Source organism: Pseudomonas agronomica (genome assembly GCF_025917275.1).
Taxonomy (GTDB): domain Bacteria; phylum Pseudomonadota; class Gammaproteobacteria; order Pseudomonadales; family Pseudomonadaceae; genus Aquipseudomonas; species Aquipseudomonas agronomica.
Genome location: NZ_JAOSHO010000004.1, coordinates 18,783 through 42,168, shown reverse-complemented (window position 1 = coordinate 42,168; position 23,386 = coordinate 18,783). Strand labels below are relative to the sequence as shown.

General features: G+C 57.0%; 24 protein-coding genes and 1 tRNA gene. 20 read left to right on the top strand and 5 right to left on the bottom strand.

Features of this window, described 5'->3' with window-relative positions; genetic code table 11:
- The first annotated feature begins 74 nt into the window (after window positions 1-74).
- The 10 genes from OC610_RS00985 to OC610_RS00940 all read left to right on the top strand — a co-directional run bounded on the left by OC610_RS00985 (window position 75) and on the right by OC610_RS00940 (window position 7,373).
- Complete coding sequence (locus tag OC610_RS00985) at window positions 75-899, top strand: substrate-binding periplasmic protein (protein ID WP_264426110.1); 825 nt, start codon at window positions 75-77, stop codon at window positions 897-899.
- Window positions 900-908: 9 nt separating this feature from the next.
- On the top strand, window positions 909-1,268 hold the full coding sequence (locus OC610_RS00980; protein WP_264426109.1) for a DUF4398 domain-containing protein: 360 nt from the start codon (window positions 909-911) through the stop codon (window positions 1,266-1,268).
- Window positions 1,265-2,074, top strand: coding sequence for an OmpA family protein (locus tag OC610_RS00975; protein ID WP_264426108.1), 810 nt, complete (start codon window positions 1,265-1,267; stop codon window positions 2,072-2,074). The genes OC610_RS00980 and OC610_RS00975 overlap by 4 nt, the downstream gene beginning before the upstream one ends.
- A gap of 200 nt (window positions 2,075-2,274) precedes the next feature.
- Window positions 2,275-3,717: an aminotransferase-like domain-containing protein gene (locus tag OC610_RS00970; protein WP_264426107.1), complete on the top strand. Its 1,443-nt coding sequence runs from the start codon at window positions 2,275-2,277 to the stop codon at window positions 3,715-3,717.
- A gap of 85 nt (window positions 3,718-3,802) precedes the next feature.
- Window positions 3,803-4,279, top strand: coding sequence for a translation initiation factor 2 (locus tag OC610_RS00965; protein WP_264426106.1), 477 nt, complete (start codon window positions 3,803-3,805; stop codon window positions 4,277-4,279).
- A gap of 146 nt (window positions 4,280-4,425) precedes the next feature.
- Entirely contained in the window at window positions 4,426-4,680 is a 255-nt protein-coding gene (locus tag OC610_RS00960; protein ID WP_264426105.1) for a YkgJ family cysteine cluster protein, read from the top strand.
- Between the two features lie 55 nt (window positions 4,681-4,735).
- A complete protein-coding gene (locus OC610_RS00955) occupies window positions 4,736-5,344 on the top strand; it encodes an START domain-containing protein (RefSeq protein WP_264426104.1) in 609 nt (202 codons plus the stop codon).
- Between the two features lie 136 nt (window positions 5,345-5,480).
- Window positions 5,481-5,717, top strand: a complete 237-nt coding sequence (locus tag OC610_RS00950; RefSeq protein ID WP_181287982.1) for a hypothetical protein — start codon at window positions 5,481-5,483, stop codon at window positions 5,715-5,717.
- Between the two features lie 202 nt (window positions 5,718-5,919).
- Window positions 5,920-6,261, top strand: coding sequence for a ribonuclease E inhibitor RraB (locus tag OC610_RS00945; RefSeq protein ID WP_264426103.1), 342 nt, complete (start codon window positions 5,920-5,922; stop codon window positions 6,259-6,261).
- A 308-nt stretch (window positions 6,262-6,569) separates the two neighbouring features.
- Window positions 6,570-7,373 carry a transglutaminase family protein gene (locus tag OC610_RS00940; RefSeq protein WP_264426102.1) on the top strand — a complete coding sequence of 268 codons (804 nt, stop codon included), beginning with the start codon at window positions 6,570-6,572 and terminating at the stop codon, window positions 7,371-7,373.
- 170 nt (window positions 7,374-7,543) lie between these two features.
- On the opposite strand, the gene OC610_RS00935 is transcribed toward OC610_RS00940, so the two are convergent.
- Window positions 7,544-8,356 (bottom strand): c-type cytochrome, encoded by an 813-nt coding sequence (locus tag OC610_RS00935; RefSeq protein ID WP_264426101.1) that lies wholly within the window; start codon window positions 8,354-8,356, stop codon window positions 7,544-7,546.
- Between the two features lie 609 nt (window positions 8,357-8,965).
- Here OC610_RS00935 and OC610_RS00930 point away from each other — a divergent pair.
- The 3 genes from OC610_RS00930 (at window position 8,966) to OC610_RS00920 (ending at window position 13,155) form a co-directional block, all read left to right on the top strand.
- Window positions 8,966-10,171 carry an acetyl-CoA C-acetyltransferase gene (locus OC610_RS00930; RefSeq protein ID WP_264426100.1) on the top strand — a complete coding sequence of 402 codons (1,206 nt, stop codon included), beginning with the start codon at window positions 8,966-8,968 and terminating at the stop codon, window positions 10,169-10,171.
- Between the two features lie 24 nt (window positions 10,172-10,195).
- The gene (locus tag OC610_RS00925) at window positions 10,196-12,337 is read left to right on the top strand and encodes a 3-hydroxyacyl-CoA dehydrogenase NAD-binding domain-containing protein (protein WP_264426099.1); all 2,142 of its coding nucleotides are present in this window, start codon (window positions 10,196-10,198) and stop codon (window positions 12,335-12,337) included.
- A gap of 83 nt (window positions 12,338-12,420) precedes the next feature.
- On the top strand, window positions 12,421-13,155 hold the full coding sequence (locus OC610_RS00920; RefSeq protein ID WP_264426098.1) for an amidotransferase: 735 nt from the start codon (window positions 12,421-12,423) through the stop codon (window positions 13,153-13,155).
- A gap of 90 nt (window positions 13,156-13,245) precedes the next feature.
- Here the strand turns inward: OC610_RS00920 and OC610_RS00915 are convergent, their stop codons facing one another.
- The 3 genes from OC610_RS00915 to OC610_RS00905 form a co-directional block, all read right to left on the bottom strand.
- A complete protein-coding gene (locus OC610_RS00915; protein ID WP_264426097.1) occupies window positions 13,246-14,217 on the bottom strand; it encodes a magnesium and cobalt transport protein CorA in 972 nt (323 codons plus the stop codon).
- Window positions 14,218-14,352: 135 nt separating this feature from the next.
- Window positions 14,353-15,075, bottom strand: coding sequence for a lysophospholipid acyltransferase family protein (locus OC610_RS00910; RefSeq protein ID WP_264426096.1), 723 nt, complete (start codon window positions 15,073-15,075; stop codon window positions 14,353-14,355).
- 341 nt (window positions 15,076-15,416) lie between these two features.
- Window positions 15,417-16,106, bottom strand: coding sequence for a crotonase/enoyl-CoA hydratase family protein (locus OC610_RS00905; protein ID WP_264426095.1), 690 nt, complete (start codon window positions 16,104-16,106; stop codon window positions 15,417-15,419).
- Window positions 16,107-16,413: 307 nt separating this feature from the next.
- Here OC610_RS00905 and OC610_RS00900 point away from each other — a divergent pair.
- Window positions 16,414-16,503, top strand: a tRNA-Ser gene (locus tag OC610_RS00900).
- Between the two features lie 183 nt (window positions 16,504-16,686).
- Here OC610_RS00900 and OC610_RS00895 read toward each other — a convergent pair.
- Window positions 16,687-17,172: a hypothetical protein gene (locus tag OC610_RS00895; RefSeq protein WP_264426094.1), complete on the bottom strand. Its 486-nt coding sequence runs from the start codon at window positions 17,170-17,172 to the stop codon at window positions 16,687-16,689.
- 674 nt (window positions 17,173-17,846) lie between these two features.
- On the opposite strand from OC610_RS00895, the gene OC610_RS00890 reads away from it, so the two are divergent.
- The 6 genes from OC610_RS00890 (at window position 17,847) to OC610_RS00865 (ending at window position 23,240) form a co-directional block, all read left to right on the top strand.
- The gene (locus tag OC610_RS00890) at window positions 17,847-18,389 is read left to right on the top strand and encodes a hypothetical protein (protein ID WP_264426093.1); all 543 of its coding nucleotides are present in this window, start codon (window positions 17,847-17,849) and stop codon (window positions 18,387-18,389) included.
- Window positions 18,376-18,534: a hypothetical protein gene (locus tag OC610_RS00885; protein ID WP_264426092.1), complete on the top strand. Its 159-nt coding sequence runs from the start codon at window positions 18,376-18,378 to the stop codon at window positions 18,532-18,534. The genes OC610_RS00890 and OC610_RS00885 overlap by 14 nt, the downstream gene beginning before the upstream one ends.
- Window positions 18,535-18,646: 112 nt before the next feature.
- Window positions 18,647-19,204: a hypothetical protein gene (locus OC610_RS00880; protein ID WP_264426091.1), complete on the top strand. Its 558-nt coding sequence runs from the start codon at window positions 18,647-18,649 to the stop codon at window positions 19,202-19,204.
- Window positions 19,201-21,405 (top strand): hypothetical protein, encoded by a 2,205-nt coding sequence (locus OC610_RS00875; RefSeq protein ID WP_264426090.1) that lies wholly within the window; start codon window positions 19,201-19,203, stop codon window positions 21,403-21,405. Before OC610_RS00880 ends, OC610_RS00875 begins: the two co-directional genes overlap by 4 nt.
- Before the next feature lie 4 nt (window positions 21,406-21,409).
- Window positions 21,410-21,709 (top strand): hypothetical protein, encoded by a 300-nt coding sequence (locus OC610_RS00870; RefSeq protein ID WP_264426089.1) that lies wholly within the window; start codon window positions 21,410-21,412, stop codon window positions 21,707-21,709.
- A 487-nt stretch (window positions 21,710-22,196) separates the two neighbouring features.
- Window positions 22,197-23,240, top strand: a complete 1,044-nt coding sequence (locus tag OC610_RS00865; RefSeq protein ID WP_264426088.1) for a hypothetical protein — start codon at window positions 22,197-22,199, stop codon at window positions 23,238-23,240.
- Window positions 23,241-23,386 lie beyond the last annotated feature (146 nt).

Below are 23,386 nucleotides of genomic sequence, written 5' to 3'. Positions count from 1 at the left end.
CCGGCGTCTTCACTTATAAAGAGCCCGGCCCTTTGGCCGGGCTTTTTATTTTCTGCGGACGGGAGTGTGGTGCGATGGATCTTCGCCGTTTGGCTGGCTGGTCGTTGCTGTTGGCGCTGGGGTGCGCGCCAGGCCTGTCGGTCGCCGCCGGCAAATGTGAACGCTTGATCGCCACCGGCAGCCCGGATGCGCCTCCGTATCTATGGCAAGACCCTCAGGATCCCAAGCATTTGATTGGCGCTGGCGCCGATCTGCTGGAGCAAGTGGCGAAAGCGCTGGGCATCAAGATTGAAATTCTTTACGCCGGCAAGCGCGCCCAGGCGCTGGACGAAGTGCGCAGCGGACGCATGGACCTGCTCACCGATGCCCCGTTGACCACGACGGGCCTGGAAGTGCTGGACTACGTGCATCCGCCCCTGCTGGAGAATGACTACCTGGTGTGGACCCGCAAGGATTCGACATTGGTTATCGAGCGGCCAGAGGACCTTCACGGGCATCCCGGCGCCTTGTCGGAAAAGGCCCGCATGACACAGGGATTTGGCGTCTTCGCCGAGCAGAATCTCACCCTGACCCGTACACCCAACCTGACCCAGGCCTTTCAGAAACTGCTCCTGGGTGAAGTGGAATATGTACTGGCGGGGCGCTACTCGGGCCTGGCGATGGCGCAGACCTTGGGGATGGCGAATGACCTGCACGCTGCGCCGCACCCTGTGGACAAACCCGGGCTGTTCCTCGCGGTTTCCCATAACTCCGCCTGCAACGACCCATGGTTGCGCGGACAGCTGGCGCAAAAGATGACAGAATTGGCCGCGTCCGGCCTGACGGAGGCTGTGTTGCAGCGCAATCTGGAGCGTTGGCGAACACAGTTGCAACCAACTGTCAGCGCCCCAAAACAGTAGGGAACATTAGTGACTATTCGACCTCTTTTCGCTGCCCTGGCCGTTCTGGCTCTGGCGGGTTGTGCAGCCGATCCGGCGCCGAATGAACAGATCCGCCTGACTGAACAGGCCATCGAGCAAGCCCACGCAGTAGGCGCCACCGCCGATGAAGTGCCTGAATTGAAACTCGCCGAGGAAAAGTTTACCCGCGCCAAAGGCAACATGGCCGACGAATCCTACAAGAAGGCACGCATGCGGGCCGAACAGGCCGAACTGGATGCGCGCCTGGCCGAGGCGAAGGTGCTGACCCTCAAGAGCCAGGAGCAACTGAACGTGCTGGATACGCGTATCAAGCGCTTGCGCAAACAGTTGAGGGAGGATGCCCAATGAAGCACTCCCATGTATTCGGCGGTTTGGTTCTCGCGGGACTGGCCAGTTTGTATGGCTGCGCGGGTCAGCGCAGCGAAGCGGCATTGGAACAGGCGAGCGCCGATTTCCAGAAGGTCAAGGAAGACTCCAACGTATTGCGTGCGGCCCCCAAGGACGTGATTCGCGCTGGCGAATCCCTGGCCCGTGCCGACCGCTTGTCCACGTATTGGGGCAGTGGCGATGATGTGCAGCATTACGCCTACCTGAGCCAACGCTACAGCCAGATCGCTCGTGAACACAGCAACCAGGTGCTCAACGAGGAGCGCGCGTTGAAACTCGAGCTGGAGCGCCAACGCCTGCAACTGGCCTTGCGCGAATCCAAGCTGCAAAGCGTCCAGCAGCAGGGCAAGGTGCTGGAAGAGCAGATCCTGGCGATGGCCACCACCCAGACTGATCGGGGCCTGGTGATGACCCTCGGTGACGTTCTGTTCGATACGGGCGAGGCAGAGTTGAAGAACTCGGCCAATCGCGTGGTACTCAAGATCGTGCAATTCCTGCAGCTCAATCCCAAGCGCTTGGTGCGTATCGAAGGCTATACCGACAGCACCGGCGGCAAGCAGGAGAACCTCAAGCTGTCCCGTGACCGCGCGCAGGCCGTGGCCGACGTGCTGGTGGACCTGGGCATCGACGAGAAGCGCATCCAGGTTGAAGGCTACGGCGATCAGTACCCTGTAGACGTCAACGCAACCGAACGCGGCCGGGCGCAGAACCGACGCGTCGAGATTGTGTTCTCCGACGATAAAGGCCAGCTCGGCGCCGCCCGCTAAGGGCTGCGTCACTGGAAAACCCGGCCCCTGCAAAGGCGCCGGGTTTTTTTAGGCCTGGTGATGCGCGATCAATGAGTACAGTTGGGGCTGTCACCGGGCTGTACTGTCGGTTAATCTGGCAACTGTCCCAGTACACTTCTAAACTGTTCCGGTAAAGTTTCCGACAAGAATAAAATGCCCGTGAAATCGAGTGCTGCGTCATGACCAATCTCCTGCTCTATCAACGTATTGCTCAGCAACTGGCCGAAGACATCCGGCGCGGTGTGTATCAACCCGGTGAACGTGTGCCTTCGGTGCGCAAGATGAGCTCGCAGCTCAACGTCAGCCATGCCACCGTGCTGCAGGCGTACGCCAATCTTGAAGACCAGGGGTTGATTCGCGCGCGGCCGCAATCGGGCTACTACGTGCACCAGACGCCGGCCCTGACCGCGCCGACGCCGGACATCGCCCGGGTCGAGCGCCCCGGCCTGGTGACGCGCAGCAGTATCATCCAGCAGGTATTGGTCGAGTCGCGCCGCGAAGGCGTGTTTCCGCTGGGGGCAGCGGTACCCAGCGTCGACTACCTGCCTGTTCGGGCGCTGCATCAGCAATTGGCCAAGGTGACGCGCTTCCACAGCCCGCGGGCGTTCAGCTACATGTTCAGCCCCGGTTTCGAGCCGTTGCGCCGCCAGGTGGCGATTCGCATGCGTGACGCCGGTGTCGTGGTGGATCCTTCCGAAGTGGTGATCACCCACGGCTGCGTGGATGCGTTGCAAATGTCCTTGCGCGTGCTGACCCGGCCAGGGGACCTGATCGCTGCGGAGTCGCCGACCTATTACGGTCTGCTGCAACTGGCGGATCTGTTGGGCCTCAAGGTCATCGAGATTCCCAGCGACCCGGTCACCGGCATGAGCCTCGAGGCCCTGCAGTTGGCGGCCAACCAATGGTCGATCAAGGCGCTGGTGCTGACCACGCGGCTGAGCAACCCCCTTGGCGGCACCATGCCGGAGGAGCGGCAAAAGCAACTGCTGCGCCTGGCGTCGGACTTCGATATCCAGATCGTCGAGGACGATATCTACGGTGAGTTGATGTTCGAGCAGGGCCGTACCAAGGCGCTGAAAGCCTATGATCGACTGGACCGGGTGATCTACTGTTCGAGCTTTTCCAAGACCTTGTCGCCAGGGGTACGCATCGGCTGGATGATCGCCGGCAAGTTCCAGCAGGAACTCCAGCGGCTCCAGACGTTCAGCACTCATTCGGCTTGCAGCGTCACGCAGATGGGCATCGCGGCGTATCTGGAGAATGGCGGCTACGATCGACACTTGCGCTACATCCGTCAGGAGTACCGCAAGAACCTCAGCGCGTTCCAACTGGCGGTCCAGCAGTACTTCCCGGAGGGCACGCAAATGAGCCGTCCCACCGGCGGCTTCATCCTGTGGGTCAGCCTGCCGGGGCGGGTCAATACCCAGGAATTGCATGTACAGGCATTGCAGCAAGGCATCAGTATCGCGCCGGGGCTGATCTTCAGTAATACCGAACAGTTCAACCATTGCATCCGCCTGAACTGCGGCACGCCGTGGAACCGGGAGGCGGAGCGGGCCCTGATGACGCTGGGGCTGTTGGCCAAGCAGTTATGCCAGGAGACCGCCAGCGGGTTTCTGTAGCAAGCCGTGTGTCGCTTCGTTGTGCTTGTCAGCGTCTCATTATCAGGCCAGCATTAGGGTCTCTGCCGTAAGTGCCGTTGTGTTTATGAAAACCATTGTCCCTGCTGTCTGGGTTTTGATCGGCCTGTTGAGCGCCTTCCACATGGGAGGCGTCGCCGTAGCCGCCTCAGCGCAGGAGAAGCCGGCCGCCAGCGCTACCAAAGACACCCCGAAGAAAACCGCAGCGGTCAAGAAGCCCCCCGCCAAGAAAGCAGCCCCGGCTAAGAAAAAGCGCGCGCCGATCGCCTCCAAGAGCAAATCCGCCCATGAAGTCGCCAAGACGCCATTGCCGCCGGCCAAGCTGGACTTGAGCCTGCCCCATGGCATGGTCGAAGAGCTGCAGCCTCCGGGCAAAGTGCCGTTACCCAAGCGCGAGCCGCTGCTGCCGGCGATGTTCGGGGAGAAGCCCGGGCCGTTCCAGCTCAACGGCCGGCTGCTGAGCAACGAGATGCAATTGCCGCTGCGTAATCAGGAGCGCAACGAGGTGGAAGGCGCCGCGCTGGAGTTCGAATTCAAGCAATAGGCCGGGGCAACCCTGCTGTTCGTCGCTGACTGCCCAGTCATCGCACCTTCTACGAAAAAACCCGGGTACGGTAATTTAAAACACCTGTTTTAGCCGTTACTCTGTGGTTGTTACCAACCATTACCTGTCGTGAGGTATTTGTCGTCATGAAGTGCCGTGAGGGCTGTGGCGCCTGTTGCATTGCCCCTTCCATCAGTTCGCCCATTCCGGGCATGCCCCAGGGCAAGCCGGCGGGAGAACGCTGTGTGCAGTTGTCGGTCGATAATTTGTGCCAGATCTTCGGCCAACCGGAACGCCCGGCGGTGTGCTCGGCGTTTGAAGCCGACGTCGAGGTCTGCGGCAGCAGCAGCGACGAAGCCATTCGGTTGATTGGATGGTGGGAGCAGGTCACGGCGGCGTAGTGGGGCAATCGTCAAGACTGACATGAACGAACTTGGACAATAAGGAAAACAACCTATGGGTTCGCTGCATCGTATGGCTGTGTTGTGTGGTTTGACCGTGTCGTTGGCGACGGCTACCGCCCAGGCAGAGGACTGGCAGGTCGTCAAGGACAAGGAAGGTATCCAGGTGTCACTCAGTGAAGTGACCGGTTCCAAATACAAGGCCTACCGTGGCGTGACCGTCATGAAGACCACCATGGCGAAACTGCGAGCGCTGCAGGAAGACGTGCCTGGCGCCTGCGTCTGGATTCATGAATGCAAAAGCCAGAAACTGCTCAAGCATGAAGGCAACAAGAGCTGGACGTATACGCAGTTCAATACGCCGTGGCCGGTGACGTCCCGCGATTCCGTATTGGAAGTCACCACGCAAGAGGGCGCCGATGGCAGCCTGACTCGCAAGCTCAAGGGCGTACCGACTTATGTGCCGGAAGAGAAGGGCTTTGTACGAGTGACGCAAGTCGACGGCTTCTGGAAATTTACTCCCAAGGGCACGGACCAGATCGAAGTGACGTATCAGGTCCACACCGAGCCGGGCGGCGACGTACCGTCCTGGCTGGCTAACAAGTTCGTGGTTGACGCGCCGTTCAATACGCTCGAAGCATTAAAGGAACGCGCCGAAAAATAACGGCCACCGTCTACAAAGAAACCGCCCTCGAGGCGGTTTTTTCATCTGTGCCGTCGGCGACTCAGCGGAACGATTGTTTCGCTGCCAATGTCGAGATAAAGGCAAGCCCTGCCATGAATTGATCAAGGAGACACTGATGCAAAAGTGGGAAATCACTTTCGTTGACGATCACGGCGAAGCCATCGCCGAGCAGTTCGATTACGACCAGGAGCCCACCATGGAGCAGGCGGCCCAGTTGATCCGGCAGAAGTTGCTGCCCGTACCCGCCAAGCTTGACCTCAACGACCTGGAAGGTCGCACCGAAGACCCTACGCTTAAAAGTCTCAAGTCCCAAAACAGCATTGAAATTATCAGCATTAAACCGATTTCATGAAAATCCTTGTCTGGTCCCGCTTGGCAGTGGTGATGACTTGAAGCTACTCTGCAATCGAGATCAGCGAAAGGATCGCCAAGGTCCGGTCTTGTCAGCTACATGCTTGTGTCCCGACGGTCATTTGATGCCGTATCGCGCGTAACCGCAGGTTGCATGCACGGGAAGACGGAAAGTCTATCCATCGGTCTGAGGAGGACGTTTCATGAGCACAGCCTATCAAGAAGACATCAGCACCAGCGTGTTGCGCCGTATGAAAGAAGGCGGTTTCGATTTTTCCCAATTCCATCCCATCGAGTTCTACGCCATTTTCCCCGACGAGGAGCGGGCGCGCAGGGCGGCGGGTCATTTTCGCGGCGAATCGTTGAATGCGCAGATCAGTGCTCGCGAAGACGGAGCCTGGTCATTGGAGCTGAGCCGGGTGATGTATGCCACTTATGATGAAATCGGCGATTTCGAGCTGAACTTCGAAGCCGTGGTGGAGCCCTTGGGCGGCATTATCGAAGGTTGGGGCGTCAAGCAGGAGATCCGGCGCCTGCAAGCCTGACATTGTCCTTCTGTCTCACAGCAACGGCTGACCTTTGTGTCGGCCGTTTTCATGTCTGCAACCGTCGCGAGCAAGCTCGCTCCCATCCCGGGTAGCGAAGAGATATGCGTCCGCCCGGGTCCTCTGTGGGAGCGAGCTTGTCGCGAAGGCGGCACAGCCAACCATCGTCATCGAGTCGACTATGCTCAGCAGAAGCGGCGTTTTGCGCCGCAATGAAACGAGTCACGCGGGACGGAGGCATTTGGGCGCCCCCGGCGCCCGGCAACTGAATTGGGCGATGCCATCCACAGTTCCTACCTGGAGGTCATATGAGACTCTCGATCAGCCACGAAACGGCCTACCACTATGAAGACCAGGTTCGCGCGAGCATCCAGTACCTGCGCCTGACGCCGCACGACAGCGAACGCCAGCACGTGCTGAGCTGGCAGCTGGACCTGCCCAGGCCGGTGCGGTCGCAGCTTGATCCGTTCGGCAACATCCTTCATGTGCTGACGCTGGACGAGCCCCACGAAACCATCATCATCGGTGCCCGTGGCCAGGTGGATATCGACCCGTCGCGTGAAGCCGAGCACGAAAGCCAGTCGGCGCTGCCCTTCCTGCGTTTCACCCGGCTCACTGAAGCGGACGAGGCCCTTCGCGCCTTTGCCCAGGCGCAATGCAAGCAACGTCGCGATCGCGCGGCGCTGATCGATTTGATGCACGCGCTCAACCAGCACATGACCTACATGCTGGGCTCAACCGAAGTGGAGACCAGCGCGGCCCAAGCGTTTGCCGGTCGCAGCGGGGTTTGCCAGGACCATGCCCATGCCTTCCTGGCGTGCGCCCGCAGCCTGGGCGTGCCGGCGCGTTATGTGTCGGGTTATCTGTTCAACGCAGACAGCGAGCACCTGGCCAGCCATGCCTGGGCCGAAGCCTGGCTCGATGACGCCTGGTACAGCTTCGACGTGACCAACCAACTGGCCCGTCCGGAGCGACACTTGAAATTGGCGGTAGGCCTGGATTACCTGGACGCCTGCCCGGTGCGTGGCATGCGCCGTGGCGGCGGGTTTGAACAGATGCACGCCAAGGTGCTGGTGACGTCGGCTCCGGTGATTACGGCACAGCAGCAGTAATTGAACCAGCTCTGGTGGCGAGGGAGCTTGCTCTCGCTGTGTAGGAGCTGCCGAGCGAAGCGAGGCTGCGATCTTTTGATCCTCGGCTTGGGCTCAATTGCCTGGAGAAGATCGCAGCCTCGCTTCGCTCGGCAGCTCCTACAAGGGCCAGCGGGACAAAACAAGCTGATCTATTGACTCAACGGCTGCTTGCGCCCCGCCATATGCTTCAGATACCCCACCAGCAAATCCAGCTCCGAATCCGGCAACACCGTCGCCGAGAACCCGGGCATTTTCCCCTGGGGCCAATGACGCATGCCCTGCGGGTCACGGATGTAGCGCTTGAGGAAATCCCCCGAGAAATATTCCGTGGGATTGAAAGGAATGTTCAGGTCCGGACCGAACTGCGCATCCCCCGCGCCGTTGAGGCGGTGGCAGGCCAGGCAGTTTTTCTGGAACAGCTCGAACCCCTTGTTCACCGGATCATCCTTGGCCAGGGCAGGCGAAGGCAGCAGGGCGGGGAAGCGATCGGCCACCGCCGACAGGCGCTTGATGCTGGCCACCGCGTACGGCCACTGCTCAGGGCTGATGTGGCCGGCTTGAGGATCGGTCCAGACCAGATAGAACGGTCCGGCACTTTTCTTCCCGTCCCCGAGCGGCGGCCATGGCTTGGCCGGGTCTTCGATTGCCAGCCACGCCCTGGCGCCGCTCTTGTTGAGCAACGGCGCGGCGGGCAGTTCGGCGGCAAAGCCGTCCAGCGCCACGGCCTGGAGATGGTCGTTCGCCTGGACGCCGGTCAACAGCGCGGCCAGTGGCACGGCGCGATAACTCATCGGCTTCTTGTAGGAGACATCTTCGGCAATCTGGACCGTCCGGGCTTCAGGATGCTTGAGCAGCGCCTCGGTTTGCCACGTACGAGTATTCGCGCCCAGCTCCAACACCAGCTGTGCGGCATAAAGGGGCGCGCTGAGCAGCAGCGCCCCCATCACGATGAGGACTTTCAAATGAGTCGCCTTCCATGTCGAGAGGGAAGCGTAAAGGGTGGCACAACCACCGTCGCTGGAACAGCGTTTGCCTACCGGCGTGGACGATGCAACTCATGAAGGGTGTGGACACCACGCGCCTGTCAGCCGATGACCTTGGTGATATTCGGCAAAATCAACAGCAATGTAGTGGCGAAGAGAATGAGTCCGGCTTGGCGAACTTTCGAATGTTTGAACATGGCTGACCCGCCTTTTTTGTTATTTCCTGAGGCCAGCCTGCATAACTCCATGACGGCTGGCGTTGCACTTCCTGTCTGACAAGCGCCCCGGCAAAACCCGACGACTTTTCTTGTACACGCTTTACATTAGGGGCCGCAGCCAACTTGGCTTAGATCCAATTCATATGGACTCCTTGTTGCTAGCTATAAAAATGACATGAGGCTTATTGCCATCTTCCTGCCGGCCCTTTTGCTAGACAGCTTGCTTACCTGAATCGGTTAACCCGATAGCACGCTACCGTTCGTCTGAGCGTGGCTGTCAACGCCGTTGAGCACTGGGGTCATTGAATCCAGCGCCGCTGGGCTTATGGTTGCAGGTGTGGTTTTGTCCCAATGGCGGTTCGAGGATGTCATGACCGAAGCTTTGATTTTTGACGCATTACGCACGCCTCGCGGCAAGGGAAAACCTGACGGCGCCCTGTACACCGTCAAGCCGGTGAACCTGGTCAGTGGCCTGTTGACCGCGTTGCGCCAGCGCATGAACCTCGACACTGGCCATGTGGACGACATTGTGCTCGGCTGCGTGACGCCGACAGGCGACCAAGGCGCGGATATCGCCAAGACCGCTGCCCTGGTGGCCGATTGGGATGTCAGCGTGCCCGGCGTGCAGCTCAACCGCTTTTGCGCCTCGGGCCTGGAAGCGGTGAACCTGGCTGCGATGAAAGTGCGTTCCGGTTTCGAAGACATGGTGGTGGCCGGCGGCGTCGAGTCCATGTCACGGGTGCCGATGGGCAGCGATGGCGGCGCCTGGGCGTTGGACCCGCAGTCCAACCTGCATGGCCATTTCGTTCCCCAGGGCATCGGCGCCGACCTGATCGCTACCCTCGAAGGTTTCAGCCGTGAGGACGTCGATGCTTTTGCATTGCAGTCCCAGCATAAAGCCGCGCGGGCGCGGGATAACGGTTCGTTCGATAAATCCCTGGTGGCGGTGCGGGACCAGAGCGGCATCGTGCTGCTGGACCACGACGAGTTCATTCGCGCCGACTCGACGCTGGAAGGCCTGGGCAAACTCCGGCCGAGTTTCGAGGCGATGGGGCAGATGGGCTTCGACGCGACGGCGTTGCGGGTCTACAGCCATGTCGAACGGATCCATCACGTGCACACCCCAGGCAACAGCTCGGGCATCGTCGACGGCGCGGCGCTGATGCTCATCGGTTCCGAGGCAAAGGGACGCGAGCTGGGCCTGCAACCCCGGGCCCGAATCGTCGCTACCGCCGTCATCAGCACCGAGCCGACCATCATGCTCACCGGCCCGGCCCCGGCCACCCGCAAGGCCTTGGCGAAAGCCAGGCTGCGGGTCGAGGACATCGACTTGTTCGAGGTCAACGAAGCCTTCGCCTCGGTGGTGCTCAAATTCATCAAGGACATGGCTATCGACCCCGCCAAGGTCAACGTAAACGGCGGCTCCATCGCCATGGGCCATCCGCTGGGCGCCACCGGGTGCGCCATCCTCGGCACGCTGCTGGATGAGCTGGAGGCGCGTCGCCTGCGTTATGGCCTGGCGACGCTGTGTGTCGGCGGTGGCATGGGTATCGCCACCATCATCGAACGCCTCTGAGCCTGGACTTCAAGGAACATTTTCATGACCGATGCCATTCGTTACGAAACCGGCCCGGACCGGATCGTCGTCCTGACGCTGGATATGCCAGGCCAGAGCGCCAACACCATGAACGCGATGTACCGCGAGGCGATGGCGGCCTGCGTTGCGCGTCTCGCCGTCGAGAAAGACTCGATCGCCGGCGTGATCATCACGTCGGCCAAGCAGACCTTTTTTGCCGGTGGCGACCTGAACGAGCTGATTCAAGTCGGACCATCCCAGGCCAAGGCCTTCTACGAAACCGTGCTGGGTCTCAAGGCGCAACTGCGCGCACTGGAAACCCTCGGCAAACCGGTGGTTGCGGCTATCAACGGTGCGGCCCTGGGCGGTGGCTGGGAAATCTGCCTCGCGTGTCATCACCGCGTGGCGCTGGATCACCCGTCGGTGCTGATCGGCCTGCCGGAAGTGACCCTTGGCCTGTTGCCGGGCGGCGGTGGCGTAGTGCGGATGGTGCGCTTGCTTGGTTTGGAAAAGGCATTGCCATATCTGCTCGAGGGCAAGCGGATTCGACCGCAACAAGCACTGCAGGCCGGCCTGATCGATGAACTGGCGGCGGACCGCGACGACCTGCTCACCAAGGCCCGCGCCTGGATTCTCGCCAACCCGAGCGTAGTGCAACCTTGGGATACGAAAGGCTATCGGATTCCCGGCGGGACGCCGTCCGATCCTGCGGTCGCCCAGACGCTGGCGATCGCACCTTCGATCCTGCGCAGCAAGACCCAGGGTTGCCTGCCGGCCCCGGAGAAAATTCTCTGCGCCGCAGTGGAAGGGGCGCAGGTGACGTTTGACGCGGCCCATCTGATCGAAAGCCGTTATTTCACCGAACTGGTAACCGGCCAGGTGGCGAAGAACCTGATCGGCACCTTCTGGTTTCAACTCAACGAGATCAAGGCTGGCGGTTCCCGCCCACACGGTTTTGCGCCTTTTCTGACAAGAAAAGTCGCGGTGCTCGGCGCCGGGATGATGGGGGCGGGTATTGCCCATGTCAGTGCCGCGGCGGGCATAGACGTGGTGCTCAAGGACATCGACCTGGCCGCCGCGCAAAAAGCCAAGGCTCGTTGCGCGGCGCTGCTGGACAAGCAAGTCGCACATGGCCAGCTCACCGCTGCTCAGCGTGACGCCACGTTGGCGCGAATCCACCCCACCGACGGCGAGGCCGACCTGGCCGGTTGCGAATTGATCATCGAGGCGGTCTACGAGGACCGTGCCCTGAAGGCCAACGTGACCGCCGCAGCCCAAGCGGTGGCGGGGCCTGATGCGGTGATCGCGTCGAATACGTCAACGCTGCCCATCACCGGCCTGGCCAAGGCCATACCAGATGAAAGCAAGTTTATCGGCCTGCATTTCTTCAGCCCGGTGGAAAAGATGCCCTTGGTCGAAATCATCCGGGGGGCTGGTACCAGCGATGAGACCCTTGCCCGAGGCTTCGATTTCGTTCGGCAAATCGACAAGACGCCCATTGTCGTCAACGACAGCCGTGGGTTTTTCACGTCGCGGGTGTTCGGTACCTTCATCCATGAAGGCATCGCCATGCTCGGCGAAGGCGTGAGTGCACCCATGATCGAAACCGAGGCGAAAAAGGCCGGTATGCCGGTTGGGCCGTTGGCTGTTTCCGACGAAGTTTCCCTCAGCCTGATGAGCCATATCCGCAAGCAAACCGCCCAAGACTTACAAGCGCAAGGGAAAATGCCGACGGAGCATCCCGCATTCGCCGTGATCGACCTGCTGCTCGAATACAAGCGACCGGGCAAGGCGGGCGGGGCCGGTTTCTACGAATACCCAGCCCAAGGGCAAAAGCACCTCTGGCCGGGACTCAAGGCGCGTTTCGAGAACGCCGCCGGGCAGATTCCGGCTCAGGATATCCGTGATCGACTGTTGTTCATCCAGGCCCTGGAAACCGTGCGTTGCGTGGAGGAAGGCGTCGTCACTTCAACGGCTGATGCCAATATTGGCTCGGTCCTTGGCATCGGATTCGCGTCTTGGACGGGAGGCGCGTTGCAGTTCATCAACCAGTACGGCTTGCCGGCATTTATCGCCCGCTGCCAATACTTGGCCGAACAATATGGCGAACGTTTCTCGCCGCCGGCCTTGTTGTTGGAAAAAGCCGCCAGGCACGCGCGGTTCTGACGGCGGGGGGCTTGCCTTGGGACGGTGTTTCAAGGCAGGCTCTGGGGTGTGCAATATTCCCATCATCGTGTCAGGTATTTTTTATGTCGTTACGCATCTGCATACTGGAAACCGATATCCTGCGTCCTGAACTGGTCGACCAATATCAGGGTTACGGGCAGATGTTCCAGCGCCTGTTCTCGCAACAGCCCATCGCCGCTGACTTCATCGTCTACAACGTGATGCAAGGGCAATACCCCAGCGACGACGAACAGTTCGACGCGTACCTGGTGACCGGCAGCAAGGCCGATTCCTTCGGCACCGATCCGTGGATCCAGACCCTCAAGACTTATCTCATGGACCGTTACCAGCGTGGTGACAAGTTGCTGGGCGTCTGCTTTGGTCATCAACTGTTGGCGTTGCTGCTGGGCGGCAAGACCGAACGGGCCAGCCAGGGTTGGGGTGTGGGCACCCATCGCTACACACTCGCGGCCAAGGCTCCGTGGATGAGCCCGGTGATGGAAGAGTTGACCCTGTTGATCAGCCACCAGGACCAGGTGACCGAACTGCCGGAAAGTGCCACGGTCATCGCCTCGAGCGATTTCTGCCCGTTCGCGGCCTATCACATCAATGACCAGGTCCTGTGCTTCCAGGGCCACCCGGAATTCATCCACGATTATTCCCGGGCCTTGCTGGAGATCCGCCAGCAGCACCTCGGCGAAAAGATCTACAGCCAGGGCGTGGCAAGCCTCCAGCAGGAACACCACGGCACGACGGTGGCTGAATGGATGATGCGGTTCGTTGCGCACAAGCCGCAGGCCGAAGCGGCTCAGGACTGATGCTCAGGTCGCTCCCGCACTGGATGATTGACCAAGTGTGGGAGCGAGCTTGCTCGCGATGAAGGTCACGCAAATCCCACTGGAAAACACCTACAACCATCCCGAACGCTTGAAGCTCCCCCACAACGCGGTACATCCCACCGCAATAAACCCGAGCACGGCAAAGTACCCGTAATGCCAGCCCAGCTCCGGCATGTTCTGGAAGTTCATCCCATAGATCCCGGCCACCGCGGTGGGAAACGCCAGGATGGCCGCCCAGGCCGCGAACTTGCGTTGCACCACGCTCTGGCGAGAGGCTTCGAGCAGCACGCCGATTTCGATGGTCTGGCTGGCGATGTCCGCCAGGGTCGCGAGGTCTTCCATCTGCCGAGTGACGTGGATCTGCACATCGCGAAAATACGGGCCCATGTTCTTGTCGATGAACGGAAAATCCAAGCGCTGCAGTTCTTCGCTGATCTCCACCATCGGTGCCGCGTAGCGACGCAGGCGCAGCACGTCGCGGCGCAGACTGTGGAGGTTCTGGATATCGCGCTCGTTCAGGGCGCTGCAGAGCACGTTGCGCTCCAGTTCATCGATCTCGGCATGAATGGCTTCGCCCACTGGCTGGTAGTTTTCGATGACGAAATCGAGGATGGCGTAGAGCACGAAATCTTCCCCATGCTCCAGCAGAATCGGACGTGCCTCACAGCGCTGCCGGACATGGGCGTAGGACGCCGAGTGACCGTTGCGGGCAGTGATGATGTAGCCCTTGCCGGCGAAGATATGGGTTTCGATGAACTGTAGCTTGCCGTCCTTGCGCACCGGCGAATACGTGACGATGAACAGCGCGTCGCCAAAGGTCTCCAGCTTCGGCCGGCTGTGTTTCTCCATGGCGTCTTCAATCGCCAGTTCGTGCAGCTTGAATTGGCGCTGCAGATTGGTCAGTTCCAGCGTGCTGGGCTCTTCGAGGCCGATCCACACGAAATGTCCTGGTTTCGCAGCCCAGGCGCTGCCTTCGTCGAGGGTAATATTGGTGATTTTCTTACCGGCGCTGTAAACCGCAGCAGCAACGACTCTACCCATGATGATGGTTCACTTCTTCTTGGAAATTGGCAGTGACAGGCAGCGTCCAGCTTAGCGCGCCATGGTGCTTGAGAGTCAGTGAAATTCGCTGAGTTCGCGGCAAAAGAAAACCCGCCGTATGGGCGGGTTTTCTTTTCATGCGGCCTGCAACTGTCGGTCCATCGTCTCGATGCACGCTTGCATCTGCTCGCGGCATTGGGCGATGAGGCGGGGCATGTCATCCATGCTCAGGCCCGTTGTAGGAATCGGCGGCAGCGAGCGTATGAGAATGTCACCGCTGCTCCAGCGATTGAAACGCATGTGCTTGATATAGGTGCTGACGCACACCGGGACAATCGGCACCCCGGCGGCAATCGCCATCTGAAACGCGCCTTTCTTGAATGGCAACAATGCTTCGCCCAGGTTGCGCGTGCCTTCCGGGAACACCCAGATGGAGGTGTCCTCATGCTGCAGCGTATGGGTGGTGGTGAGCATCGCCTTGCGCGCCTTGATCGCATTGCTGCGATCAATCAACACATTGCCCGCCAGCCAGAACAACTGGCCGAACAGTGGCACCCATTTCAGGCTCTTCTTGCCAATGCACACGGTGCGACGCGGCACCACGTTACCGAACACGAACAGATCGTAGTTGGATTGATGATTGGCGATGATCACGCAGCTCTGGGATTTGTTCACCAGTGTGTCGACCTCGGCGTTGACCCGCAGGCGCAGGAACCACATGGCAGGCAGCGCGTACAACCTAGCGCATAAACGACTGTTGTCTGGATTGAACGGCCGGCACAGCCCGAGGATCACACCCAACACACCCGCCAGGACAAAATGCAGGCCCATCAAACACATACGCAACGTAAACAGCATCAACAAGCCCCGTCGGGACAAAAGGTGGCGCAGTGTACGGATGTGCACTGTTTTCGGCAATTGCCCCTGTATAGGTAGGAGATAGGCGATGTTTAACCGTATGTTTCTAAACAGCGCGTAGGGAGCGGGTTAGAGCGGCCGCAGGGTCAGGTCCACCTTGGGTGGGAAAAAGATCCGCTTGACCCGCGGCGGGTTCACTTGGGCTGTAGGAGCTGACGAGTGCAACGAGGCTGCGATCTTTCACCTGACATTGGAATTTCAAGCGAACGAAAGACCAAAAGATCGCTGCCTTCGCCAGCTCCTACGTCCCGCCGAACGGCAGCAAGCGCCCTCGCCACGGTTCAGCCCATATGCTCCTGATCCAGCAGAATCGCGCTGTCCAACGCATCCAGCAGCGCCTTGCGGACCTTGAGCTTGGTGTTCTTGTGGGCGGTCATGTTGATCTTCTTCAACTGGCGCGCGGCTTCCAATGCAGCTCCTTGCAACTCATCGGTCGAGACCACTTTATCGAGGAAACCCGCATCCACCGCGCTCTGCGGATTAAACATCTCGCCGTTGATGACCGAACGGTGAAATGCCGACTTGCGCAAGCGATCGCGGGCCAGCTCGATACCGGCGTGGTGCATGGTCATGCCGATCTGCACTTCGTTCAGGCCGATGGTGAATGGCCCCTCGACACCAATGCGGTAATCCGCCGACAACAACAAGAAGGCACCCTTGGCCACGGCATGCCCAGGGCACGCGACGACGACAGGGAAGGGGTGCGACAACAGGCGGCGGGCCAGGGTCGAGCCGGACGCCACCAGGCTTACCGCCTCCTTGGGACCGGCAGTCATCACTTTCAAATCGTAACCGCCCGACAGAATCCCCGGCTGCCCGGTAATGATCACCACCGCGCGATCGGCCACCGCCTGGTCCAGTGCGGCGTTGAACGCGACGATCACATCAGGCGAAATGGCATTGACCTTGCCGTTGTTCAAGGTCAGGGTCGCGATACCGTCTTCGAGATGGTAGGCAATCAGGTCGCTCATGACGCTATTCCTTGTAAGAGAAGTGGAGCAGACGTTACCCACCGTCGCAGGCCAGGTAAAGCGCCGTGACTGACTCACCGGTCAGCCCTGCCATCTATAAACAGCCCGCCCCGCCCCAAGGGCCGTGCCTGTTTCCGTCGCGCGGCCCACAGACCAGGCCAGAGTTTGGCCGGTTTGCCATGCCCCAGCCGGTTTGAAACCCGGGCCAGCCTTAACCGCATGAAAATTCTGAAAAAAACCTTTGCCATCGCAAAGGCTTTCGACTACATTAGCGCGCCTCGACAGACTGAACAGTTTGCCGAGACACGGTGAAGTGTCCGAGTGGCTTAAGGAGCACGCCTGGAAAGTGTGTATACAGGAAACTGTATCGAGAGTTCGAATCTCTCCTTCACCGCCACATTTAGAAAAGCCCCATAATTCAATGAGTTATGGGGCTTTTTCGTTTCTGAGTGTACTACTCAGTTGTACTACTCATTTTCCCCCGTTCTATCTCTTCTATTACCGCTGCCCTCGGCCTCATTTGGGCTGGCTTCGTCGGCGACGACCGCCGGTTGGATTAGGGCGATCGCATTGCAGGGGCCTACATCGGGTTTCGTTCCTCAAGCTCGGCTGCAATATCCAGTGCTAACCTCAAGATGGCCGCGTTCTCTTCAAAGCTCTGTGGATCCGACGAGCCTTTGTATAGAATTCCTCCTTGCGACACATCTCTAATCACACTGTCAGCGTACTGGTAGAACTTAACGATTAAGCCGGCATCTCTCAGCTTCAGTGCCCCGAGTTTACTTATGTTTGCTACGTAAACTCGACAGTAGTGCTCGGGGACTGCTACCTGCCACCGAACCTTCTCTCGTTCAGCTTCTGCTATTTCTCTGAGCCTGACAGCCGTTTGCATGAGACCTGTTTCATAACCTCTCTCAGTTGCTATTTCTTTTAAAGCAAGTATTTCCGCAATAATCGCGATTTTTACCGCCTTTCTTTCGTGATGTGTCTTCCAGAACCAGGCGACGACGACGCTACATACGGGCACCGCGATACCGAAGACAGAGATAATTTGAGCATGGTCCATGTGTTTCACTCATTGGAGGAGGTGATGAATTGTAGCTGCTCTAGCTCGCAAAGGGCTGGCTGAGGTAAAAGTTATAACTACCGAAACCTGCTTGGATATTGAGATATTTGCTTGACAGGGCGAATAAAGTTATGGTTGCTACTTGACAGCGAGCATGTGTCGTGTTAAGATTCTGGTGTAAGGGTGAAGAAAGAAAAGCCTTCCTCTTAGTTAGGTGCTGATCATTCCAAGTCAGACCCAACAGCCGCCCGTAAGGGTTCTTCGCGTCTCACCATGTGACGTAGGCTGAAACATGGTAGAGGCGGGTGGTTCCTAACCTCGACTGTGGTAGTACATCCCACGTAGAGAGACTAATCTTACTCTCAGGTGTGCGCGAATTCCGTAACACAATCGAATCAAAACATAGATGTATTTAAGATGGATATGAGGCCAAAACTTCATATCCATTTTTGTTGCGTTCAGTTTTTTATTCTCACATACCCAACCTAAAACAAACACAGGAGGCCACATGGCATTCACTGTCAGGCCGTGCTGCGTGTGCGGCACACCGATGACAACACAGCGAGCGAGTAAGAAGACATGTGGTCACAAGTGCTATATGCAAATGCACCGTGCAGCGAAACGTAAACTAATCAACCTCGACACAATCAATCCGTCAAGACAGGAGGAAGCACATGAGCAAAATCCTAACGCATAAAGAAAGGATGGCTCGCTATCAAGCCCAGCCACAGCTTACGTTAAACTACCGAAAGGATGTGACTCGCCCATATTCAGCTATCGACCTGCAAGGCATGTACTACGATCTTCTGGCTGTTTTTAATAAGCACATGGGCGGTGTGACAGGACAAGAGCGTTCTGAGTTCGCCAGTATCGTTCGTGCTCTAGTGACTTGTTACCTTGACGAAACAAACGAAGGCAAGGTGCCGCGTGTATTAGACAACAAGATACACAGTTCCATTATCGCTCAACTTACCCGTGAAGAACTCTGCCGTTTGGTAGGGTTGTACGTCCCAGAGGATGGCGAGGGCAGTGAGGAAGGGCATAACCGCATCCTGAAAGAGCGTCAACAACTCGCTGATGCCGCATACGCAGAGTGTCGGACGAAGCATCCAAGCATGACGATCGACATGTCAGACCTGACGACAGCTGAAGCCTTGTTAACATCCTTGGGCTTCCTTCAGTCACCAACAGAGGAGCAACAGAATGACATTAGCTGAAGAGCAACGTATCGCCGCCACGGCTGAACAGATCCGCGAATACATCTACAAGAATTGCCACAGGATGTCCGCCACCGAAATTGCAGATGCTTTGGGGGTGCATATTCGAGTAGTGGACCTGTATTTCCCTCGGGCAAGTCGATAAACCGCATTACCTTCCGTAACGTAAACCGAAACTAATTCGACTGATCATTTCTGATCAGCGAGCAACTACGCCCCAAATTCGGGCAAACCATTTATCTATAAGGAATTAACAGATGAGTAACACAGTATTGAAGACCGTAACAAAATTTGACATTCAGACAGTAAAGGCAGAAGCCGAAGCGTTGTACATGAATCGAGTTCAAGGGTTCGATTATGATTTCCAAGGTGTACCGGATAGTTTAGGAAATCTACCTCGTCGTATGTTCCTGGGGGCCATTGTTGAGTTCGTAGCCTCAACGGGACCCGATGAGTTGTTAGACATCGTGCTATCGAAGCTTAGTGAAGGTTGGACCCGCTCGACCACTTCCACTACCTCTATCGGGGCTGCACTGTTCAATGTCTACCTGATGAAGCCGACTGCCCAGCAGAAAGAGGACCTGAAAGTGTTGCATGCAGAGGCTGAGACGAAGTTGCGCGAGAAGGTCGCTATTGCTAACGATCTAATTATTGAACGTGAGGTTCAACTTCACTTGGCTAATGCCGCACGACTGAAAGCCGAACAGCTTGCCGCCGAAGCTCGTGCAGAGGAAACCAAGATTCGCGAGGAAGTTGCTGAGGCATTACGCACTGCGCGCCAAACCGTTATGTTCGACCTCGGGCCTAAGTCATGAACGAAGAAATCGCACGCTTAACGGGCAAGTTAGTCTTCGACGTCCAAACCGGTCCGCTGCACCAATTACTGCGAATGCTTAAGAGTGCAGAAGTGGCTATGACCCGTGCCGGGAAGCAGGCTGAGGCGCTCCAAGCTAAGTTAAATAAGGTGTTCGGCATAAACGGTAAGGGTACTGGCGGTGATAGGTTAAAAGCCTCAGCCGCCTATCAGCGTTCGCTTGATAAGGAGTTCACCCTTGAGCAGAAGCATGCCCGAGTCAAGGAAGCCGTTTTCAGGGCTCAACTTGCGCAACAAAAGCTTGTAAGTGCCGGAACGCGAGAACAGGCCTTCTTGCAAACCGCTGCATTAAAAGCCCAACAAGCTCAGGCAGTGGCAGCAGCGAAAGAACAAAAGCTACTTCAAGAGAAACTGAGGACGAAGCAGGGAGAAGCCAAGGTAACAGCGACGTTGCAACAAGCGAAGCTCCGTGAAGCCAAGCTTCAGGATGTATTGATTCGGCGGCAAGAGCGTTCCCAGCAGCTACAGCGCCAAGAACTCTCACACGCCACAGCATTACAACGTGCCGAGCATGCGCTAGTGACGGCAAGGCAGCGGGGGATCCAACTCGCTGAGAAGCATGCGACATCTCAGGCAGCGATAGCGGCCCGTGAGGCCCGAGCAACGGAGAAACACCAGTTTCAGGCCCAGCGATTCGCAATGACGCAGGAGCGCCACGCCTCTTGGAAGTCCCGTGATGCCCAGCCGGAGAGTATGGGGCTTGGTGGCCTAGCGTTGGGCTTGAGCGGGGCTACAGCAGCCCTGTACGGCCTTGTAAGGGGTGTTGGATACCTGAATGAGCGTGTTACCCAAAGGCAAGAGGGAGTGGTTGAGGCTCAAGGCTTCAACAACATGTTTATGTCGATCAGCCGAAACCCGGAGATAGTGAAGAGTTACCGGGAAGCCTTCATCAAGAGTCAGATGGACAACGGTGGTCTAATCGATACGGAAACTAGTAAGGATTTTAGGACGCTTGCTATCAACATGGCCGCTGCTGGCAAGTCCCAAGCCACGATCTTAGAAACATGGAATACTCGTCAGAAGGCATTTGCTGTAGCAGGGACAACAAAAGATGATAACCGCGAGCTAAATAAGCAGCTCGGTCAAATGGCCTCGGATGGTACTGGGGCAGCGTCCGATGCCAATATCATCAATGATCGCCTTCCAATGCTCACGCCGTATGTAGTGCGGGAGTATATGAAGGAGAAAGGCATAAGAAAGTATACCGATGGACTTGCTAAGTATAACAAGGACCTCAAGGGAGGCAAGGGAGTTCGTTATACTTGGTATGAAAAGGCGATGGATAACCTTGTTAAGGATAATGAGCCCTCTCTTGAACGTAACCGTAACAGCGTAGCAGCTCAACAGCAGCGAGCGGAAAACCAAGCGTATCTTGGTCAGAACAACATCAACTCCGACCAAGAGCTAGCTAGTGTCATTGGTGAGAGGATCAGAGCTGAGCGTGAGTTGAATGAGGCACTTCAGCCACTCCAACAGACTCTAGCATCCTTCGACCTGGGGCTGACCCAGTTAACAACCCAGATGCTGCGATTCGGTGCGGGACGAAATACAGATGGAACGATGAAACCGGAGCAGCAACGCATGCAAGAGCGTATGTCCACGGGTGACACTACCGTCGATACGGCCATGGTAGGGACGCATGACTACTCAGATATAAACGGAAGCACCCACCGCCAAGGTGGCCCAATCGGTAAGTTTTACAACTGGTTGCTTGATTTGCCGGATTACTCCAAAGGTGACGCTGAGAAACTGAAGGTTCCCGTTCCATCCTCGCTGACCCCGGTTATCCCTAGCCTCGACACTTCAAAGCTTGATAGCAGTCAGTTGCCAAAACACCTGGAAGAGTTGATGCAAACACCTTTGATGAAAGGGCTTGCTAGGATGGCGGTAGAGGATGCTGATAGATCTCCGCAGGCCACTGGTATTGTGACTTCCACGGATGCTCAAAGAGCTTCCACGGTAAACAACACAATCACCAATGTTAAGACCATCAACAATAGTCCGGTGATCAATGTGTCAGTTACATCCGATAAGAATACGGATGATAACGAACTCGCTAAGAAAATCAGCTTGCAAGTTAATGATGCCTTGAAGATGCAGCTTCAACACGCTAACGCCGCTCTCGGCTCAGAGAGTCAGTAAGTTAATGAACTCCATAGTCAAGGCGGTAATCATCGCCTCTGTTGTGCAGATCGTCGCCTTATGTTTCGTGATTGGTTTTGTCTACCACCGGTCAACATATGAGGCGGCGTATTTCGCTGTCTTAGCTCAGTCTCATGCAGAAGCTCATGCGGATGATGTAGCCCTCCGTTTTTACAACCAGCTCCAGAAAGAGCGAAGTGCAGAGCGCGATGACTTACACATTTTTATCGATAAAAGAATTGGCCTGAAGATCCACCAGGCATTCAAACAACAGGAGAAGGAAGATGAATACAATTTACAGTGATCCAAATCTGGCAATGCATGTTGCATACAGTATCGCTCAACAAACAGGAAGGCGTGTATGGCGTCATGCAGTCGAGAGTAGGTACGGAGCAATGCGTTGGCTTGTCTCTTTCAATAGCGACACTCAGATCGCACTACAGGAGGTTACAGTATGAAGAACTTCACTTGTCGTACCTGCTTCCATGTCTTTGCATCGAAGAAGTTCAAACCATTCTGTTCACCAGCGTGCCGCCACGCCAGTGACGCAACATTAAAGAAATCCAATCCAGTCAACCCAGAGGGGACACAACATGACCACAGCAACAAAACCGACCAAGACTAAGACCGCACGCCAATCACGCTACTGTAAGAATCCAAACTGCAAAAAACAATTCAAGGTTTCCCCTTCGTCTAGAAAGCTGTACTGCAAGTCTAGTTGTTCCTCTAAGGTTCAAAACAAGAAACGCCCTCGTGTCAACCGGCTGGATAAGGCTAGACGAACACCGTTCATGTTCTATGTTGCTCGGGAAGTGAAGCGGGCCGGGTACTTGGAGGTGGTGGGTGGGCATACCGAAGCGTCTTTTGTGGCGTTGTATGAGCTGTGGAAGTATGCATTCAGGGCGAACCAGTACGGTACGCGTCGAGACTTCGAACTTTCCCACATATCTGCTGTTGATGGACGCTTCACGATTGGCCTGCTTCACCCAGAGAATTTGTGTGTCGCTCCCAAGGCTTTGAACAAGGCTCACGGTACGCAGTATTTCGGCCACGGTAAGAGTATCAGTCGATCAAGCATTAAATCTCAGAACTATGTAAGCCCGGATGAGCCTGAGAGTGTAGTGCTTGATCGAGTGATCGCTTACCTAGGCGAACAGTTCGTCGATGATATCGTTCGGGTTGCTAAACTTCAGCCCTCTAAAAGGCTTCAGCATCTCGATTGGCTGACCGCTCACCTAGATCCAGCGAACCCAGAGCATCGGAAGTACATTGCGGGATTACCGGCTATGAGCACTGTGACTATGTCTAATTTAAAGAAAGAATTGCAGGGTAAGTCGGTTAGTACATTCGCCATTAAGACATATTTGTTCAAACCGTTTGACGTTCTCTTTCATGAATTGGAGCGCCATGCCCAATACCGTCCAGAATTAAAAGAGGTGTTTGATGAATTGCATCGTGTCAATGAGTTGAAGAGCTATAAAAATTCTTGGACGATTGAATCGTCTGAGGAACGCGCACTGTTTGACTTGCTTCACGGCAGGTCTGTTGCAGATGTGCAAGATGCTCTCGATAGCCTCCTAGACAGGAACATGCCAGTTATCGACTATGACACTATCAACGCTTTTGGTGGTGACTTCACGCCAGAGGTCTTGGAGCGTATTCCAGCGTATGCACCGATCAGCTTCCCGGTGCAGAGAGCTGTCGTGCAAGATACTCCGTTGAGGATGCTTGCGACTTTTAGCATCATGCTCGATAGTGATTCTTCAGAACACAGTTATCGTCGTCCGATGGTTGCCCCGGTGTGGGAGGCGTCACAAGATCTACCACCGTTCTGATACATCCTCAAGCCCTGCCAGTAATGGTGGGGCTTTCTTCTATTCAAAGAAAAGATGACACACCTGCTGCTACTATCTCTGATAGGGGTGCCGCAACGAGTTGTCATCGCTACAGGCCTTATTCTACGTGGCCTCCAGCCATATTT